Origin of the sequence: Chryseobacterium panacisoli, assembly GCF_008274625.1 — a bacterium.
Taxonomy (GTDB): domain Bacteria; phylum Bacteroidota; class Bacteroidia; order Flavobacteriales; family Weeksellaceae; genus Chryseobacterium; species Chryseobacterium panacisoli.
This window is the reverse complement of the sequence record NZ_VTRU01000005.1, coordinates 296,995-315,685: the sequence shown is the minus strand read 5'-3', so window position 1 is coordinate 315,685 and position 18,691 is coordinate 296,995. Positions and strand designations below refer to the sequence as shown.

Annotated in this window: 16 protein-coding genes; 11 read left to right on the top strand and 5 right to left on the bottom strand. The window is 38.1% G+C overall.

Annotated features, from left to right (window positions below):
• Positions 1–3 precede the first annotated feature (3 nt).
• Together FW781_RS18855 and FW781_RS18850 are read right to left on the bottom strand one after the other, a co-directional pair.
• A complete protein-coding gene (locus tag FW781_RS18855) occupies positions 4–504 on the bottom strand; it encodes a DUF2480 family protein (RefSeq protein WP_149388830.1) in 501 nt (166 codons plus the stop codon).
• Positions 505–527: 23 nt separating this feature from the next.
• Positions 528–1,154 carry a superoxide dismutase gene (locus FW781_RS18850; RefSeq protein WP_149388829.1) on the bottom strand — a complete coding sequence of 209 codons (627 nt, stop codon included), beginning with the start codon at positions 1,152–1,154 and terminating at the stop codon, positions 528–530.
• A 194-nt stretch (positions 1,155–1,348) separates the two neighbouring features.
• On the opposite strand from FW781_RS18850, the gene FW781_RS18845 reads away from it, so the two are divergent.
• Both FW781_RS18845 and hxpB read left to right on the top strand, forming a co-directional pair.
• Positions 1,349–1,969 carry a helix-turn-helix transcriptional regulator gene (locus tag FW781_RS18845; protein WP_149388828.1) on the top strand — a complete coding sequence of 207 codons (621 nt, stop codon included), beginning with the start codon at positions 1,349–1,351 and terminating at the stop codon, positions 1,967–1,969.
• 20 nt (positions 1,970–1,989) lie between these two features.
• The gene (gene hxpB / locus FW781_RS18840; RefSeq protein WP_149388827.1) at positions 1,990–2,637 is read left to right on the top strand and encodes a hexitol phosphatase HxpB; all 648 of its coding nucleotides are present in this window, start codon (positions 1,990–1,992) and stop codon (positions 2,635–2,637) included.
• A gap of 795 nt (positions 2,638–3,432) precedes the next feature.
• On the opposite strand, the gene FW781_RS18835 is transcribed toward hxpB, so the two are convergent.
• Positions 3,433–4,059 carry an RNA polymerase sigma factor gene (locus FW781_RS18835; protein WP_149388826.1) on the bottom strand — a complete coding sequence of 209 codons (627 nt, stop codon included), beginning with the start codon at positions 4,057–4,059 and terminating at the stop codon, positions 3,433–3,435.
• Positions 4,060–4,301: 242 nt separating this feature from the next.
• On the opposite strand from FW781_RS18835, the gene FW781_RS18830 reads away from it, so the two are divergent.
• The 8 genes from FW781_RS18830 to FW781_RS18795 all read left to right on the top strand — a co-directional run bounded on the left by FW781_RS18830 (position 4,302) and on the right by FW781_RS18795 (position 14,790).
• A complete protein-coding gene (locus tag FW781_RS18830) occupies positions 4,302–5,258 on the top strand; it encodes a FecR family protein (RefSeq protein WP_228720238.1) in 957 nt (318 codons plus the stop codon).
• 49 nt (positions 5,259–5,307) lie between these two features.
• Positions 5,308–8,595, top strand: a complete 3,288-nt coding sequence (locus FW781_RS18825) for a TonB-dependent receptor (RefSeq protein ID WP_149388825.1) — start codon at positions 5,308–5,310, stop codon at positions 8,593–8,595.
• 310 nt (positions 8,596–8,905) lie between these two features.
• Positions 8,906–10,198 (top strand): hypothetical protein, encoded by a 1,293-nt coding sequence (locus FW781_RS18820; protein WP_149388824.1) that lies wholly within the window; start codon positions 8,906–8,908, stop codon positions 10,196–10,198.
• A 77-nt stretch (positions 10,199–10,275) separates the two neighbouring features.
• Entirely contained in the window at positions 10,276–11,199 is a 924-nt protein-coding gene (locus FW781_RS18815) for a T9SS-dependent choice-of-anchor J family protein (protein WP_149388823.1), read from the top strand.
• 178 nt (positions 11,200–11,377) lie between these two features.
• Positions 11,378–12,121: a hypothetical protein gene (locus tag FW781_RS18810; protein ID WP_228720237.1), complete on the top strand. Its 744-nt coding sequence runs from the start codon at positions 11,378–11,380 to the stop codon at positions 12,119–12,121.
• A 6-nt stretch (positions 12,122–12,127) separates the two neighbouring features.
• Entirely contained in the window at positions 12,128–13,468 is a 1,341-nt protein-coding gene (locus FW781_RS18805) for a S41 family peptidase (RefSeq protein WP_149388822.1), read from the top strand.
• Between the two features lie 250 nt (positions 13,469–13,718).
• Positions 13,719–13,988, top strand: coding sequence for a hypothetical protein (locus FW781_RS18800; RefSeq protein WP_149388821.1), 270 nt, complete (start codon positions 13,719–13,721; stop codon positions 13,986–13,988).
• A gap of 79 nt (positions 13,989–14,067) precedes the next feature.
• Positions 14,068–14,790, top strand: a complete 723-nt coding sequence (locus FW781_RS18795; protein WP_149388820.1) for a sterol desaturase family protein — start codon at positions 14,068–14,070, stop codon at positions 14,788–14,790.
• A 10-nt stretch (positions 14,791–14,800) separates the two neighbouring features.
• Here FW781_RS18795 and FW781_RS18790 read toward each other — a convergent pair whose 3' ends face one another.
• The gene (locus FW781_RS18790) at positions 14,801–15,223 is read right to left on the bottom strand and encodes a MarR family winged helix-turn-helix transcriptional regulator (RefSeq protein WP_149388819.1); all 423 of its coding nucleotides are present in this window, start codon (positions 15,221–15,223) and stop codon (positions 14,801–14,803) included.
• A gap of 49 nt (positions 15,224–15,272) precedes the next feature.
• Here FW781_RS18790 and FW781_RS18785 point away from each other — a divergent pair, with 49 nt between their 5' ends.
• Complete coding sequence (locus FW781_RS18785; protein WP_149388818.1) at positions 15,273–17,522, top strand: ATP-binding cassette domain-containing protein; 2,250 nt, start codon at positions 15,273–15,275, stop codon at positions 17,520–17,522.
• A gap of 128 nt (positions 17,523–17,650) precedes the next feature.
• Here the strand turns inward: FW781_RS18785 and FW781_RS18780 are convergent, their stop codons facing one another.
• Complete coding sequence (locus FW781_RS18780) at positions 17,651–18,685, bottom strand: phytase (RefSeq protein ID WP_149388817.1); 1,035 nt, start codon at positions 18,683–18,685, stop codon at positions 17,651–17,653.
• Between the last annotated feature and the right edge of the window lie 6 nt (positions 18,686–18,691).

The following is an 18,691-nucleotide window of genomic DNA, read 5'->3' as shown; positions in this document are numbered from 1 at the left end:
TTTTTATTGTTTAAAAATTACTTTGGGTAAACCTATCTCGCCATACATCAGCGTTTTAACTAATGGTTTCAGAAGTCCTGCGGCTAATAAATAGAGTGCAGGATCATGATAGGTACTCGCCCGGACGACTACTTTCTGATTTTTATAATGTTTCAGGTCTGCATAGATGAGGCGGCGTTTCCAGAGATCGAGCAGAACTGTTTCTGCATTGTTCAAATCGACATACGAAGCATAGGGAGAAAGTTTATCCATAATCAGCATATAGGCCCAAGGTGGGATAATGGCATCCGTAGAACAGATGATTCCTACTGCTTTTTCGTTATAGACAGAAAAATCCACCGCAGCAATTGATTCTTTAAACTCTTTTTCCCTGACAATCATTCCCATGAAGAGATGGTCTTTGATATCCAGTTCCACCACTTCCGTTGTCGGTTTGTAGTCCGAAAGATCAAGGGCAATAATGCCTGAAGCTTTTGCTTTATTGATAAAATTTTCCTCAGTCATAGTTTGTTTATAATAAGTGTTAATTATCTTACTTTTGACAAAGCTTCTTCATATTTTCTCTCCACAGAAGACCAATCCAGAACAGACCAGAAAGAATCCAGATAATCTGCTCTTTTATTCTGATAGTTCAGATAATAAGCATGTTCCCACACATCTATTCCAAGAATAGGGAAGCCTCTGTTCATCGAAAGAACATCCATCATCGGATTATCCTGATTAGGCGTAGAACTAATGGCCAGAGATCCGTTGAATTTTACAAAAAGCCATACCCATCCGGAACCGAACTGTGCCAAACCTGTTTTTTTCATTTCTGCCTTAAGGTTCTCAAGACTTCCAAAAGTTGCGGTTATGTCATCATTAAGTGCACCTTCAGGATTAAGTTTGGGTTGGGGAGAAAGAATTTCCCAGAATAAAGAGTGATTATAATGACCGCCGCCATTATTTCTTATTGCAGGGCTGTATTCACTTATCCTTTGCAGTAAAGAATCAAGATCGGGATTGGTTTCATTGGTTTGCGCCAGGGCTGCATTCAGATTATCAACATAGGCCTGGTGGTGACGCTGGTGATGAATTGTCATTGTTTCTTTATCTATAAAAGGTTCCAGAGCATCATAAGCGTAAGGTAACTGCGGTAATGTAAATGGGTTCATCGTATTTATTTTTTTGATTATTGTCTGACAAAGGTAAAAATATATTTGAATAAAACAACTTTATGGTTGTTTTATAGATTAAGTAGTTTGAAAAGATAACAGTTTGTAAATCTTTGATTTATCTGTTGCTTTTGGAGGTTATAGAAAATGACTATATTTGTTGTTGAAAAATAAAACAACTTAAATATTGCCAAATGAAGAAGCCGGCTGCGGATCGTATTCTGATGTTTTTGAAGATGAGAGGTGAAGTTACATCACTTCTTATTGCTGAAGAATTGTCGATTACGAAAGAAGGAGCAAGAAAACATTTACTGAATCTTGCTCAGGAAGGATTGATCCGGTCTTCGGTGAAGAGCGAAGGAGTGGGGCGTCCCTCTACCTACTATACCCTTACAGAGAAAGGATTGGCTCAGTTTCCTGATACCCATGCAGATGTAACCGTTCAGATTCTGAGATCAGTGAAAAATCTTTTAGGTGAAAATGCACTGGATTTATTAATCAGTGATCGTGAGAAGAATACTCATGAACGATATGAAAAAGTGCTTTCTAAGGCAAAATCTCTGGAACAACGCCTTGAATCCCTGGCAACAATACGTAGTGAAGAAGGATATATGGCAGAATGGAAAAAAGAAGGAAAAGATTATTTTCTGATCGAAAACCATTGCCCGATATGTGCTGCTGCAACAGAATGCCAAGGGTTCTGCCGTGCTGAATTATCCAATTTCCAGTCGCTGATCGGTAAGGATTATAAAGTGGAAAGAATAGATCATATTATTTCCGGTGGGCAGCGCTGTGTTTATAAAATCAGCCAGTAATTTAATTTATCATTCAAAAAATGGCTTTAAAAGCAGTAATATTTGACATGGATGGAGTCCTGATAGATTCAGAAAAATTCTGGACTCAGGCAGAGCTTGATGTATTTTCATCTTATGGAGTACAGGTCACGGAAGATCTTGCAGCACAAACCAAATACATGACTACTCAGGAAGTAACAGAATTCTGGTATGAAAGATTTCCATGGGAAAATTTTGACGCATTAGATTTAGAAAATAAAGTAGTTTCAAAAGTGATTGAGCTGATACAAACCAAAGACTGTACAATATCCGGCGTGCAGGAATTTATCAGACATCTTAAGAATAAAGAATATAAAATAGGCCTGGCAACCAATGCTCCTTTGCGTGTGGCACACATTGTCCTTGAAAAACTTCAGGTTCGTGAGCTGTTTGATACTGTTCATTCGTCAGAGTTTGAAACTCAGGGAAAACCTCATCCTGCGGTATATCTTACCTCTGCACGAAACCTTGGTGTCTCTCCTGAATCCTGCATTGCTATTGAAGACAGCCATTCAGGATTAAGAGCTGCAAAAGATGCAGGAATGCAGACCATTGTTTTTACCAATAATGATGAAAGCATTGATTCGGATCTTGCCGATTTTAAAATATTGAACTTTGGCAACGCTTTGCTGCCGGTGTTTAGTGAATAGTGAATAGTGAATCCGCTTCGCTGTGAATTTTAATATGTGGTGTAAAATTCACGATTGACTGCGCAGCAAATTGACTATTGACATTAAGATTTGAATAGTGAATAGTGAATCCGCTTCGCTGTGAATTTTAATATGTGGTGTAAATTAACTATTGACTGCTTAGCAAATTGACGATTGACATTAAGATTTGAATAGTGAATAGTGAATCCGCTTCGCTGTGAATTTTAATATGTAGTGTAAATTAACTATTGACTGCTTAGCAAATTGACGATTGATATTAAGATTTGAATAGTGAATAGTGAATCCGCTTCGCTGTGAATTTTAATATGTAGTGTAAAATTCACGATTGACTGCGCAGCAAATTGACTATTGACATTAAGATTTGAATAGTGAATAGTGGATCCGCTTCGCTGTGAATTTTAATATGTAGTGTAAAATTCACGATTGACTGCGCAGCAAATTGACTATTGACATTAAGATTTGAATAGTGAATAGTGGATCCGCTTCGCTGTGAATTTTAATATGTAGTGTAAAATTCACGATTGACTGCGCAGCAAATTGACTATTGACATTAAGATTTGAATAGTGAATAGTGAATAGTGAATCCGCTTCGCTGTGAATTTTAATATGTGATGTAAAAATTGACGATTGACTGCGCAGCAAATTGACTATTGACATTAAGATTTGAATAGTGAATAGTGAATCCGCTTCGCTGTGAATTGTAATATGTGGAGTAAAAACTGGCGATTGACTGCGCAGCAAATTGACTATTGACGCAATCACGAATCCCATCTCTCAATACCTCATCAAAATCTCCATCAGCACAAGAATAGAGACCAGTTTTTTAGACGACTGGTATTCAGGGCTCAGTTGCTCACGGATTTCCCCCAAAGCTTTGCTTAATTTATTACTTACCGTCTTATTGCTTATTCCCAATGCTTCTGCAGTTTCATTAACGGACATATTTTTCCGGATCCTCATATCATATACCTGCTGTTCCGTTGAAGGGAGCTGGGCAACCACTTCATCAATCATCGATAATAAAGTATTGATCTCATTTTCTTCAAGAATTTCAAAATAATCTGTATCCGAAATCTCCAGCTCATTGGGGATGTCAAACTCGTCAATACTCAGCGTGGGAGGAGCTTTTTTATAACTGTTATAAAAGTCAAGGATACGGTAATGAAGGTGGCGGAGAAGATAGCCTTTTGCGCTTTCAGAATCGTCGGTTTGTATTGTATCCGTATTCTCTAAAATCTTTACCCATAGGTTCTGAAGGATTTCTTCAGCGATTTCTTTATCCCGGGTCCGCACAAAAACAAAGCTATATAGACTATCCCAGTATCGGTCATACAGCAGCATAAATGCAGGGCGGTCGCCTGATTTTATTTTCTTTAATAATGTATAGTCTGTTGGGCTCATATTGTTGATGCAAAATTACCTAAAGGAAAATTAACTTTTTGTGAACTTTGGGTATGGTAAGATTAAATATTTCTGAAAAACAAGGTCAAAATAGCGGGTTAATGTTGAGTAAATGTGAAAAATGGTGAAAATTATTAACAATTTGCTCATAATGTGAATATAACGTTAAGAATGCCCTGGGGAAGTTTTTCATTTTCACGGTCTTATAGATAGAAGTATCTGTGAATACAATGAAAGACTTTATGAAAAAACGTTTACCCTATAAAAATATTGAAGCCTTTGTTTTCAGACTTTGGGAACGGGAAGTTTCTGAAGATTCAATTTCTGAAAAAGAAAAAGAACTTTTAACAAAATGGAGAATCCAGACTGAAAAAGATCTGGATGCTGTTCATAGAAAAGAATCCAGAGAAAGGGTATTATCCGGACTGGAACACTATTTCCCCAAAACAGATAATATTGCTGTACATTCTGTAAAAAGATTTACAACACATCTGTATAAAATAGCAGCGGTTATTATTCTGCTTTTGTCATTGGGAGGTATTTTCACATATACAATGTTCATTAAGCCTGATGTTTATCTTGCAAAATCAGAAAACCGTATTGTTCATCTTGAAGACGGATCTGTGGTTACTCTTTTGCCAGGCGCCGAACTTACCGTTGAAAAATCATTTCCTGCTTCTACCAGAGTGGTAGATTTAAAAGGAGATGCCATCTTCTCTGTAGCCAAGTCAAAAGTACATCCTTTTGTAGTACGGGCTGATGGTTTCAGTACTAAAGTTTTGGGAACTGTATTTAAAATCTCCCAGTCTGGAAAGAAGAAAGCGGTTGATCTTTATGAAGGAAAGGTGGCTGTATCTTCTCCGGGAGTTCCGGTTTCTTTCCTTAAACCCAATCAGAAATGGACAAATTTCGGGATTGCGCATACTACAGCGGTTATTTCAATACGTCCGGTGAAAAGTTCAGCAAAGAAAGTTTCTGCACTACTGTCTTTAAGCTTTAACGATGTTCCTTTAAAAGAGGTTGTAACTGTTCTTGAGAGCAGCTATAGTACAAATATATCATATCCTAAAGATGCTGAAGGTAAAAAGATCACTGCAGATTTTACCGGAGGAACGGTAGGAGAAAATATTGAATCGCTGGCCTTCATCCTTGGATTGGAGGTACAGAAAAAAGAAAACACCTATATCCTGAAAAAATAGAAAACAACTCAAAAAATTAAATAATCATAATCAAGAGAACACTTTAAGTATGAAAAGTTTGAAATGTGGGATTACCATAGCAGCCTTATTTTTTACTGTAGCCGCAGAGGCACAGGAGCTGGTTCAGAAAGTAACATTTTCTGTACCTGCCAACAGACCGTTGATTGAAGTTTTGGAGGAATTTGCCGGAAAAACGGGAATGAGACTGGCTTATTCCAAGGTAGATATTAAAGAGCTGAAGGTAAAAGGAGTGAAATGTGAAAATACATCTGTTAACAGCTGCCTGAAGGATATTACCAATGGCCTTCCTGTTGTGTATCGTCTGCATGGTGATCTTATTTCGATAAAATATGAAAATTCTAACATCTCGGTATTGGGAAACGGACGTATTTCCGGTAAAATAGTGGATGAGGTAGGAAATCCTATCACCGGAGCTGAAATTACTATAGCCAAGAAAACTGTAATAACAGATAATAACGGAGATTTTACGGTAGATCTTCCCTCAGGTACCTATAACCTTACAATAAAAGCTTCAAAATACAATACGCTGAGAGTTGAAAAATTATCCGTCATCAATAAAGAAACCAACTCAGTATCATTTGCTCTAAATAAAGCTTCCGATAAAATTACAGATATTAAAGAAGTTGTGATTACGGCAGCGCGTAAAGCTGATACCCAGGCAGGGCTTCTTGCTCAACAGAAAAAAGCGGCACAGATGAGTGATGGTATTTCAGCAGAACAGATTTCTAAAACTCCGGACAGCGATGTGGGAGGAACTCTGAAAAGAGTAACAGGAATTACAACTATCGATAATAAATATGTTGTCGTAAGATCTATGGGGGAACGGTGGAATACGGCAGCCATGGACGGAATTAATCTCCCAAGTACGGAAGCCTATAATCAGAATTTCTCCTTTGATATTATTCCTACGGCAATGGTGGAAAGTGTTGTGGTAAGTAAGTCTGCAACACCGGATATGAATGCCAGCTTTGCAGGAGGGTATGTAGAAGTGAGAACCAAAGATATTCCCAATGAAAATTTTACAACCGTAACAATGGGAACTTCTTATAACGATCAGTCTGCATTTAAAGAATTTCTGACACGCAAGCGGGGAAAGTATGATTATTTCGGATATGACGACGGGACAAGGGATTTTCCCAAAGGACTGGAAGCGGTAAACTGGACGGATCCGAAATTTTTTGAGCAGTCCAAACAATTTACCAATGATAATTTCAGCACCTACAAAACCAGAGGTGACATGGGATCTAATATACAGCTGGCCCTGGGAAGAACTTACGCTCTGAAGAACAATAACAAATGGGGATTTGCCGGAGCATTTGTCATCAGAAACGAACAGAATAAACTGGATATAGACCATACGGGAAGAGGAAACTGGCTGGATACCACAGGAATGCCTGATGCAAACGGACAGATTCCGTTTTATAATTTCAAAAACAGCGGAGCTTCCTATAATTATAATTCTACGCTGGCAGGGATGTTGAATTTCGGGTTACAGCTGGGAAAAAACCGAATTTCATTCCGCAATTCATATACCCATATTTTTGATAATACTTTGACAAGAGTTACAGGGTGGAATGAATATTCAACCGGGAGCGGAATGGCTGCCAACGCTGAATTAGCCTATAATTATTTTTATAACGGAGTTATTCCCAATAATGATCCGGCTCAGATCAAAACATTAGACAGGCCTTATACCGATAATACCAATTACCCGATTTTTCAGACGCTTTTGCAAAATAAGCTGGAAGGAAGCCATAAAATAGGAAATACAGAGATCAGTTGGTTTGGGGCCCGTACAGGAGTAGCTTCCGATACCAAAGATTATACACAGTATATTACCCGGTATGATTTCATTGGAAATGAGATTTTAGCTTTTCATAAAATTTATAATTCCGGAGCAGATTTCTACAGAGGATATATTGAAAACAGAGAAACAGACTACAACTATGGAGCTTCCGTGAAATGGGATATGGATGCGGGAAGTTTTAAAAATACTATTAAAACGGGATATGCAGGGGCTATAAAAAACAATACCAACCAACAGCAGAAGTTTTTTCTTCGTGTTGATGAAAACCGGGACGTTCCCAATAGCGAGAAGAACTATTTGACGATGTATGGTTCGCTTGCTGGCTGGTTTGATGGTTCCCATTATGTTCCGGGTGGTATTGGTTGGGAAACCAGAGGACTCTATAAAAATGACAAATATGAAGGAGAAGTCAATCAGCATGCTGTATATGTTATGTTTGATAACCGTTGGAAGAAGATAAGATTGGTATGGGGACTTCGCGCAGAATATTTTAAATACAATATGATTTCTCAGCAGCTGGACCCTTCAGATTCTAAATACATCATGAGAACTGCGATAGAGGATAAGCCATGGCAATGGATGCCTTCTGCGAATTTTACATACAGTCCTACTAATAAAATCAATCTGAGACTTGCTTATAATAAATCAGTAATACGTCCTCAGTTTAATGAAAGAACAGGGCTTCCCTATTTTGATCCAATCGCCAATGGGTTGATTTACAATACGGAAATGAGTTCTTCAGTCATTAATAATTATGATTTCAAATTTGAATGGTTTCCGGGGCTGGGAGAAATATTTTCTGCAGGACTCTATTACAAAAATATAGACAGACCTATCGAGCGTGAAGGGCATATTTCCAGTGAAGGGAATCTTTTCTTATACAATGGAAATTCAAAAAATGCAAAGCTGATAGGAGTGGAAGCTGAGGTGAGAAAAAGTTTAGGCTTTATTGCAGACGGAACTTTTCTGGAAAAACTTTTCATAAGCGGAAACTTTACCTATAACCATACAAAAGTAGTGGCCTTTAAAGACCTGTACAAAACAGGTGATAATGATGAAACCTATGAAGTGAAACGACCGCTTTACGGACAGACTCCTTATGCCTACAACCTTGGATTGGTCTATGACGGAAGCCGTCTGGGACTGAGTTTTTTGTATAACGCGAAAGGAGATCAGTACATCACGGTGGGATATGCTTACAAAGGAGAGGAAATCCAGCGTCCTTATGCTGTAGCCGATGCCCAGATCTCTTATAAATTCCTTCGTAACAGAAACTTTGAAGTGAAATTTAATGTAAGAAACCTCTTCAACAGGGTAAAGGAATATTATAACAATTTCAATTCTTATCTCGCTGCCAAAAATGGAGGAGGAAGTAATGTGGGTACGGAAAGAGAAGCATGGGATCTTCTTCCGGGAGCAACAGACAAGTATGATAAAAATATTGATAAGATCATGTTTCGGGCGTACAGCGGAAGAATGTTCAGTCTAAGTGTGAATTATACTTTTTAAAAAGAAGACACCAAATGTAAATATAAAAAGAGCTCAGGATAGCACCGTACAGGTTTCGGTAACCTGATCAAAAACTGGAAGAATACTGATGAAGCGCACAGCAGTACCGGTTCAGAAAAAAACCGAACGTTAATGGCTTTTCCCAGGTATTAACGGTTTCTATGGGAACTTCCCCAATGCAGCTCCTCCTGCAGTGACGGATGAATTCTAAAAACCAAATCGAAGGAATAGTGAGGCAGATATTCCTGAATATTAAAAAACTGATCTGGTATATAAAATAACACGACCGGATTTATTAAAAATTATAACAATGAAAAGACTAACTCTAATTGCAGTGGCAGCATTATCTCTTACAGCTTGTCAAAACGATCAACTGGCGGATTCATCATCTCCATTCGAAATGAAATCTACTTCTGCTGAGTACCTTACAGCTTCGGCTCTTCCGGTAACCAGCGTAAGTGGTGCTATTACTACAAATACTACATGGAGCGGTGTAGTTGAATTAGACGGAGTTGTAACCGTAAAAAATGGTGCTACACTAACAATCCAGCCGGGTACATTCATTAAAGCTAAGCCAAACACAAGCAATACTGCTACAGGAGTTTTGGTAATTGCTAAAACAGGAAAAATCAACGCAGCAGGTACTGAAGCACAGCCAATCATCTTCACAAGCTACAAATTGCTAGACGGAAATGAAGATACAACTGCTGCTCCTGGTGATTTCGGAGGGGTTATCGTATTAGGAGATGCTCCTACCAACACTCCTTTCACAAAAACAATTGAAGGATTATCTGGTCCGGATTTCTATTACGGGGGTACTAATGCTTCTCACAACGGAGGAACATTGAAGTATGTACGTATTGAATTTGCAGGATTCGATCTTTTGGCTCCGAACTCAGGAAACGAAATCAACGGTCTTACTTTAGGAGGAGTAGGAAACGGAACTACTTTAGATCATATTCAGGTATCTTTCGGAAAAGATGACTCTTTTGAATTCTTCGGTGGTACTGTAAACGCTTCAAACCTTGTTTCTTTCGCTGCGGATGATGATAACTTCGATTTTGATAACGGATATACAGGAACTATTACTTGTGCTCTTGCTTTGGCAGATTACAACTCTACACACAGTCTTAGCGGATCAAGCCCTGATTCTAACGGTATCGAGCTTGATAACAACGCAGACGGTTCTTCTACATCATTGTTGACTCACCCGGTAATCAACAACCTTACGATCATCGGTTCTAAAAACTCTGCGAAGGGGGCTTTGTATGAAAACGGAATCCATATCAGAAGACACGGAAGATTAACGTTAAATAACGCTGTGGTTACAGGTTACCCTGTGGGAATCAAAGTAGAAGGTACAGGTTCTGAACTTTCTTCAGCTTCAGCATACAACACAATCCAGATCCACGGATTTACTACTTCAGTTACAGGTACAGGAACAGCAGGAATCCCTGCAGCTAACCTATTGACTGGAACTCCTGCATCTCTATGGGGTATGAGTCAGCCTTTCTTCAACGAAGGTGGTTGGAATGTATCTCCAAGAAACTGTGGAAACTTCCAGGGACTTTGGACAAAATACAATTTCTCCATTGTAGAATAAATAAAAACTTTTAAAAAGCAGGGAACAGCACATGCTGATTCCTTGCTTTTAATTCAAAAACCTTAATAATCAGCATTATGAAAAAAATAATTTTATCATCTGTCCTGTTTTTATCTCATTTGGCTGCCGCACAGTCTCTGGTATGGGGAAATTCTTTTGATACTCCTGCTGACCTTCAGGGATGGACTTTTCACGATTTGAACAACAATAGCAACGGATGGGTACAGGGACAGAATATCTACCACAACGGAACATCTTTAGCATATGGAACTGCCGGCGTTCTTCGTCATTCCATCAGTTTGGTTCCAAGTGGAAGTGTTACAGGATTTGGGGCAGAAAATGACTGGATTATTTCTCCTCAGATTGATCTTACAAATACTGCAGGAACTGTTACTCTGGCAGCCTATATCGGGAGACAGAGATCTACTCATACTATTGTTGCCAGAGAACTTTTTATCTATGTAAGCACACCACAGAAAGAAGTTCCTACATTATCAGACTTCCAGGCAATGACGGTAGATGCAAATGGAAATGATGTTCAGAGTATTTATAAAATACAGGTAGGTGACTCAGCCAATCCCTTTCCGGCTGATCTTACCCAGTTTGTAGAATCCCTTGTAGATCTTTCTGCTTTTGCAGGAAAGAAAATCTATATCGGAATGTGGTCAAACAGAAAAACAAGCGGAAATAATGTTCAGAACATCAATATTGATGAGATGGGAATCTACGCTACTTCATTTTTGGGAACTAAGGATGTAAAAAGAAACAAAATTATAACACAAATAACAGAAAATCCGGTAAAAGAATCTTTACAGCTGCAACTTAATCCGGCATTGAAAGAAAATATGACGGTGGTAACCATTTACAACGCAGCAGGACAAAAAGTACTTACCGCTCAGTATTCCAAAGCCATCAATACCGCAGGGCTTACATCTGGAGTTTATATCGCAGAAATCACAGACGGAAAGACTACGGAAAGGTTGAAGTTTATTGAAAAATAGCTCTTCTACCTTTAGAAACTGATTCCAGAAATACCATGAATTTTTAATATAAGATAATGGATAGTATGATAAAAGGCTATCCAGAACATATCCAACTAGTTTTTTTATAATTATATATTGCCCTGCTCTCGGGCAGGGCAATATTTTTTAAGTTTTACAATGAAATAATTGAAGAAAGATGAACAGAATCTTTGCATTACTACTATTATTTACTGTACTGTTATCATGCACAGACAGCAACACGATGGAGCTGTATGATAAAGTACAGAAACCCGGAGAGGTTAATATCAAAGGATTTTCCAAGCCTGATGTCCTTCAGCTGAGGCTCAATGGAGCGCCTGTATCCATTGAAGGAAAAACATCCTATACCAATAAAATAGAAACCCAGCTTCAGTTTGTTCTGGATCAGGGAGAAAACAATAAACTGTCCGTATATAATAATGAAACGGGAACCGAAATTGCAAAATACAATATTACCTATGACAATATAAATGATTTTAAAAACTTATACTTTTTCAATCTTCCGGGGATTTATCTGCAGACTTATGCCGTAAAGCCTCAGGTTAATCTTGGAAAAGTTGGGTTTGAATTTATTTTTTCTAATCTTGGCGAATTTTCAGGAACTATACTGAAAGATGTGAAAGGCGTTCTGAAAAGAGAAAATGGAGTAGTGCTGGCAGAATTTGACAACATTGGGAAAGACAATTTTACCGCAGTAAAAATTTACAGTTTTTTCAGCTCTACAGCTCCGGTATATCTGGAATTGTACAAACCGGGAACTACAGAGCCTTATTCCGGATCTAAAATGATTCAGGTGAAATTGAAACAGCACACAGGAGCAAACATGATCGTCCTTCAGGAAAAAATAGAAAATGGTGAATGGGTGGTAAAAGGAGATATTGATATCGCAGAATATCTGTAATTGCGTATGAAAAATTTTTTAAAACTTCAATGTATTGCGATCGCAGTCTTTCTCATTTCGTGTACGAATAATAATGACGAAAGCGCACCTGTTTTTCCTGAAGGAAGTACAGAATCTGTAAATCTATGGGTTCAGGACAGTATGAAGCGGTATTATTACTGGGCAGATCAGATGCCTGCAAAACCAGATTACCATCTTCCCGTAAAAGATTTTTTTAAAAGTCTGCTGTCTTCCCAGGACCGGTTTTCTTTCATGGTCAATACTGAAGATTCTTCTACCTATCCACGTTCCATAAGGAATATGTATGGTTTTGATTATACCGTTGCCAAGCTTGCCAGCAACCAGGTGGTTACAATTGTTAAGCTGGTTCTTCAAAATTCTCCAGCCTTCAATGCAGGGCTGGAACGGGGAATGATTATTACGAAAATCAATGGAAAAACTATTACAGCAGCAAATGCAGAATCAATGGCTTCATCCATTAAAGACCAGACTGTTGTAGATCTTACCGTAGGAAAATGGCAGAACGGAGCGATTACGGATGAAAAAAATATCACCGTTTACTATGGTTTCTCTTTTGAACAGCCCATTTTATCTAAAGTTTTTGAGAAAAATGGTAAAAAAGCAGGATACCTGTATATCTATGATTTTCCGGACGGAATGACACCAATCCTTAACCAGAAATTTGCAGAATTTAAGGCTGCCGGAGTGCAGGAGCTTATTCTTGATCTCCGCTATAATTATGGAGGTTCCGTATCATCTGCGGCGGCTCTTTGCTCATTGATTCCTTCAGGGTTGTCGTCTGGTTCGCCATTCATCATTTTTAAAGGAAATAAAAACGGAGGAGAAGTAAAAAGAACATTTGCCCAGCAGATTGCTTATGATCCCAAAGCTCTTGATTTTAATACTTTACGTGCCAATGCATTGGGATTACAGAAAGTATTTATTCTCACATCCAACAGTACAGCATCTGCAGCGGAAATTGTCATCAACAATCTGAAGCCGTATATGCAGGTTATTCAGATCGGAGATACTACTTTAGGTAAAGATATGGCCGGGTTTGTAGTGGAAGATAAGCGGAAACCGAGAAAAATTTCCTGGCAGATTCATCCCGTAATTTACAAAGTATTTAATGCCAGCGGAGCCGGTGAATACAACAACGGAATTTCTCCGCAGATCATTGTCAACGAATATGCCGGGCTGCCACTATTACCTTTAGGTGATCCTAACGAAACTCTTATTTCTTCTGCCCTTAACGGAGGTTATTTCAAATCCGAAGGCCAGGAAAAGAACGGAAATGTTACAATTTTATATCAGAGTGACGTGCCTCCGGTGATGATGGAAAAATAATTTGGATTGAAAGAAAATGAATGTCAATATTTTAAACCATTAAGAGGTCTGAAGAAATAAAGTATAGTTAAGATCAATCATTCTGATGTTAAGTTAAAGCTAAGCTTGATCCTAATAATCTTAACGTCTAATGGTTCAAGAAAAATTAAAAGGTTTATTTAATAAAAAATAATATATCGAATAGTAAAAGTAAAAAATCAAATTTCTTTACCCTTTTACTTATTCAGGAACACCATAAAATCACAAAATCATGCAGGGAATAGAACCGAAACTTCACATGAACCTGACCAGCCGTATTGAATATTACCGTCTGCTGATAGAGGCTGCGGAAGATCCTGAAAGCCAGCCTACAGATGTGGCTACGCAGATTTCAGAACTGGGTCATCTGTATGAAGAATATCTGCTTAATAAAAAAAATCTGGAGAACAGTATCAAAAATTATCGCCAGTATCATAATGATCTACGAAAAAACCTTACCGTAAGGCTTCGGGAGCTCAGAAGAAAAGCAAGGCAGAAATAGTATCTGAAATCTACTTTATCGGCTGATTTTACTGTGAAATTCATACCTTTATGACATCAAGTTGAAGGACGACAGGTTTATGAATTTTAATCACACAGAACTTTCCGGTTATTTGCATTTGTTCTGGCAGTTTTCCTGGCCGCAGTGGATGATATTCAGTCTTATTATTAACATTTTTTTGTATCTGTTTTCTATTGGTTTATATGTTTTTATTGAAAAAACTTGCCGTAAAAGTCAGCTGCAGGAAAAAAATCATCCTGTCACAAAATCCGATTTCTACCTCAGCTTCCTTACCATAATCTGTAACAGCTTTGTTATGCTGCTGGGAGCTTTCTTATGGAAAAACGGATGGATTGTGCTTGGAGAGACTCAATCAGCAGTCAGGATCATAGCAGAAGTTGCTGCATTGCTTCTTTTGATGGATCTTTTGATGTATTTCTTTCATTATGGTGCCCATTTGCCTTTTATCTATAAAATGCTGCATAGAAAACACCACGAGCATGTAAGCACCAATTTTCTGAGCCTTTTTGTTCTCCATCCTTTTGAAACAATAGGATTTGGTGTAATGATGCTTGTTTTACTTATTGGATATGATTTCTCCGTAATTTCTATTTCCATTTATCTTATGCTCAACCTTATCTGGGGAACCATAGGACATCTGAACAGAGAGTTTTTTCCGGCCTCATTTGACCGCTTGCTGGTAGGAACAACAAGGTTTCATAATCAGCATCATTTGGATGAAAGCAAAAACTTTGGATTTTATACGTCTATCTGGGACAGGGTATTTGGAACTTATAAGTAGAAGAAGAATATTACAGTTTTACATGATTCAACACTTTGCTTAACAGGTAATTAAAGTTTTCCAATTCTTTAGAAGTCAGTATAGAAGCTGTCTGTCCGGTAATGTTTTTACGAAAAGTTTCCGAATTTTCTATGATAAACCTTCCTTTATCCGTTACTGAAAGGTTAAATTTCCGGTGATCTGTTTCTTCCTGTTTTTTGATAATCAAATCATTGCTGATCAGAAATTTCAGCTGCTTCGAGATGGCTGCCTGGCTGATATTGAATGCTGCTGAGATTTCCCTTCCTGTGGCTGTTTCTTTTCTTAAAATGAATTCAATGATATTATAATGAGCAGCCGTAACTCCATTGATATTTCCCCGGTTCATATGAGCCAGAATAAGACATTGGAAATTCGTAAATGTGTTAAAAAACTCTTTTTCAATGGGTTTCATGATAAATATACTTAACTTAGTTAATTATTAACAAAGTTAAGTATTTAAAATGGAAAATATAGAAATTACCAATGCCCGGCAAAATAATCTCAAAAATATTTCCATAAAAGTTCCAAAATATAAGATCGTGGTTTTTACGGGAGTATCAGGATCCGGGAAATCTTCATTGGTTTTTGAAACCATTGGAGCAGAAGCTCAAAGGCAGATTAATGAAACCCAGAACAGTTTTATCAGAAACCGTCTGCAGCATTATGGTCTGCCTGATGTAGATAAAATTGAAAATCTGAATGTTCCTATCATCATCAATCAGAAGCGGTTAGGAGGAAATGCCAGATCTACCGTGGGAACGGCAGCTGATGTGTCTGCTTCCTTAAGGCTGTTATTTTCGAGAATGGGAAAGCCCTTTGTAGGATACTCTAACGTTTTTTCGTTTAATCATCCGCAGGGAATGTGCCCGGAATGTGAAGGGCTGGGTTTTGTTCAGACTCTGGACGTGAATGCATTAATTGATCGTGAGAAATCTTTAGATGAAGGCGCCATCCGGTTTCCAACCTTCCAGCCAGGTGGATGGCGTTTAACAAGATATACTTTGTCCGGATATTTTGATAATGATAAAAAGCTGAAAGATTTTACCGGTAAAGAATGGGAAATTTTGCTGCATGCACCGGAACATAAGCCTAAACATCCCCATAAAGATTGGGGAAAAACTGTAAAATACGAAGGAATTGTTCCCAGAATAGAAAAAGCGTTCCTGAAAAAAGATTCTAAAGAAAATATCACAAGAAAAGATGCTCTGAAAAATATTGTGATCACAAAAATATGTCCGTCGTGTGAGGGAAAACGGTTGAATGAAAAAATACTTTCATGCAAGATCAAAGGAAAAAGTATTGCAGATTGTATGGCTCTTTCCGTAGATGAATTGTTTGAATTTATCACTTCGTTGGATTCAAAGCCATATGAAGTCGTCATCAATGAACTCTCAGCAAAACTGCAGAATATTATGACCATCGGGCTGCAGTATCTGACTCTTGACAGAAGTACCAATACCCTTTCGGGAGGAGAATCTCAACGTATAAAAATGGTGCGGAGCCTGGGAAACAGCCTGATAGATCTTTTATATATTTTTGATGAACCCAGTATTGGCCTTCATCCGAAAGATCTGCAGAATATTATCACCATTATACAACAGATCAGGGATAAAGGAAATTCGGTCTTAATTGTAGAGCATGATCCGGACCTGATAAAAATGGCAGACCATATTATTGATATTGGTCCGGGCTCAGGAAGAAACGGGGGAGAAGTGGTCTATGAAGGGACATTTAAAAATTTGAAGGCATCCACTGGCAAAACAGGATCTTATTTTGCAAGGAAGCCGTTTATAAAACAAAAATTCAGAAAGCCTGATGGCTATCTGGAAATTAAAAATGCCAACAGGTTTAATCTTAAAAATGTGACTGTAAAGATTCCGACCGGAGTAATGACAGTTGTAACGGGAGTTGCAGGATCCGGCAAAAGTACTTTGATAAATCGTATTCTGCCGGAGCTGTATCCGGATGTGACCATTATTGATCAATCTTTGTTTGCTGCAAGCGCCCGTTCCAATTTGCTTACTTATCTAGGCATATCAGATATTGTGCGTAAGCTTTTTGCACAATCTAATCATATTTCAGACAAGCTTTTCAGCAGAAATAGCGAAGGAGCCTGTAAAAACTGCAAAGGATTGGGAATAGAAAAGATTGATCTTGCTTTTATGGATGATATTGAGCAGCCCTGTGAAGTTTGCGGAGGTTCGGGATTTGATCCTGAAGTGCAGCAATATAAATATAACGGAAAAACAATTGTGGAAGTGATGAATATGACCGTTTCCGAAGCTGTGTCTTTTTTTAAAGAAGAACCGGTTCTCAAAAATTTTGACCTGCTGATACAGCTGGGACTTGACTACCTGACTCTTGGACAAAGACTTGACAGCTTTTCCGGAGGTGAGAGACAGCGCCTTAAACTGACAAGAGAACTGAAAAACACCAATCAGATCATTATTCTTGATGAGCCGAGTACGGGGCTGCATCCAAGTGATACACAAAAGCTGTTGACTTTTTTTAACGGTCTTGTAAATCAGAATAATACGCTGATAGTTATAGAACACAATCTCGATATTATTTCACAGGCAGACTGGATTATTGATATGGGGCCCGGTGCCGGAAAATTTGGAGGAAAAGTGTTATTTGAGGGTACTCCGCCGGAGCTGTTGAAGAGCAAAATATCATTTACTGCAGAGTTTTTGAATAAGCATATTCAGTAAGATAAAATAATGAAGAGTATTAAGTTGAACTGTATTGTCATTGCGAACCAAAGGTGAAGCAATCTCATCAATGCGGTTCAACTTAATACTCTTAAAACCTAATCGGCCTTAATGGTTTAAAGGTTAATTTATTTAACGGCTTTCACAGCAGATTTAATGGCTTTCTCAACCATTCTCCAATCGTAAAAGTGAAATACTCTGCCATTGCTCATTGCAACGAAAACTCCTTTAGGAAATTTGGGTCCTAAATTAACGTTTGTTACCTCAGAACCGTCGCTTTCCAGCGTAGAAACAGGAATCTCGGCAATTTTCCCTTTGGACTGATCTTCTCTCAAATAAACATTGAATGTATCATTCTGCTGATTGGAAACCAGAATATATCCTTTTCCTTCAGAAGTAGGATAGATTGAAATTCCTTCTACATCAGATTTAAAATCCCCTTTTCCAAAGACAGATAGTTCCTCATTTCCTTTGGCCGGATCTGCATAATATTTGTGAATGCCAAACTGTTCATCAGAATAATAAATATAGCCCATTTCATCATCTACAGCAATGCTTTCAATCTCTTTCAGTCCGCTGTATTTCCCGAATTTGCGAACAACCTCACCTGTGATAGAGCCATTCTTTTCAATCAGTTTATATTGCCAGAGATATCCTTCAGCCGGACCTGATTTTCTTCCCACAACAGCAAATATTTCTTCTGTCTGTGGATTTTTATAGAGAGAAATTCCCATCGGGCCACGTTCAGATTCTCCATCAAATACAGAGATTTCTCCAACTTCTTTCAGCTCAGGAAGTGTATATAATTTTACTTTGTTGGTTTCCCTTTCCGTTACGGCAGCGATATCTGTTTTTTTACCGTTCAGCATAAACCCATATTTCAGATCAACGTTATTGGGACGTTTCAATCCCAAAACCTTATTGATGATTTTTCCGTTAAGGTCAAAAGCATACAATCCTCCGTCAGTATCTTTATCGGTTCCAATGATGATGCTTTTTGAGGCATCTTGCGGATTAATCCATATGGCGGGATCATCAGTATCATGAACCACTGTTTCTGTGATAACGATTGGTTTTAATTTTTCTGTTACTTCTTTCTGCCCTGTACAGTTGACCACAAAAGGAAGAACTGAAAGAGCCCATATATAATGTATATTTTTCATGCGTAT

Coding starts and splice junctions, on each gene's coding strand:
- FW781_RS18855 (WP_149388830.1), bottom strand. CDS start 504: ATGACTGAGGAAAATTTTATCAATAAAGCAAAAGCTTCAGGCATTATT.
- FW781_RS18850 (WP_149388829.1), bottom strand. CDS start 1,154: ATGAACCCATTTACATTACCGCAGTTACCTTACGCTTATGATGCTCTG.
- FW781_RS18845 (WP_149388828.1), top strand. CDS start 1,349: ATGAAGAAGCCGGCTGCGGATCGTATTCTGATGTTTTTGAAGATGAGA.
- hxpB (WP_149388827.1), top strand. CDS start 1,990: ATGGCTTTAAAAGCAGTAATATTTGACATGGATGGAGTCCTGATAGAT.
- FW781_RS18835 (WP_149388826.1), bottom strand. CDS start 4,059: ATGAGCCCAACAGACTATACATTATTAAAGAAAATAAAATCAGGCGAC.
- FW781_RS18830 (WP_228720238.1), top strand. CDS start 4,302: ATGAAAAAACGTTTACCCTATAAAAATATTGAAGCCTTTGTTTTCAGA.
- FW781_RS18825 (WP_149388825.1), top strand. CDS start 5,308: ATGAAAAGTTTGAAATGTGGGATTACCATAGCAGCCTTATTTTTTACT.
- FW781_RS18820 (WP_149388824.1), top strand. CDS start 8,906: ATGAAAAGACTAACTCTAATTGCAGTGGCAGCATTATCTCTTACAGCT.
- FW781_RS18815 (WP_149388823.1), top strand. CDS start 10,276: ATGAAAAAAATAATTTTATCATCTGTCCTGTTTTTATCTCATTTGGCT.
- FW781_RS18810 (WP_228720237.1), top strand. CDS start 11,378: ATGAACAGAATCTTTGCATTACTACTATTATTTACTGTACTGTTATCA.
- FW781_RS18805 (WP_149388822.1), top strand. CDS start 12,128: ATGAAAAATTTTTTAAAACTTCAATGTATTGCGATCGCAGTCTTTCTC.
- FW781_RS18800 (WP_149388821.1), top strand. CDS start 13,719: ATGCAGGGAATAGAACCGAAACTTCACATGAACCTGACCAGCCGTATT.
- FW781_RS18795 (WP_149388820.1), top strand. CDS start 14,068: ATGAATTTTAATCACACAGAACTTTCCGGTTATTTGCATTTGTTCTGG.
- FW781_RS18790 (WP_149388819.1), bottom strand. CDS start 15,223: ATGAAACCCATTGAAAAAGAGTTTTTTAACACATTTACGAATTTCCAA.
- FW781_RS18785 (WP_149388818.1), top strand. CDS start 15,273: ATGGAAAATATAGAAATTACCAATGCCCGGCAAAATAATCTCAAAAAT.
- FW781_RS18780 (WP_149388817.1), bottom strand. CDS start 18,685: ATGAAAAATATACATTATATATGGGCTCTTTCAGTTCTTCCTTTTGTG.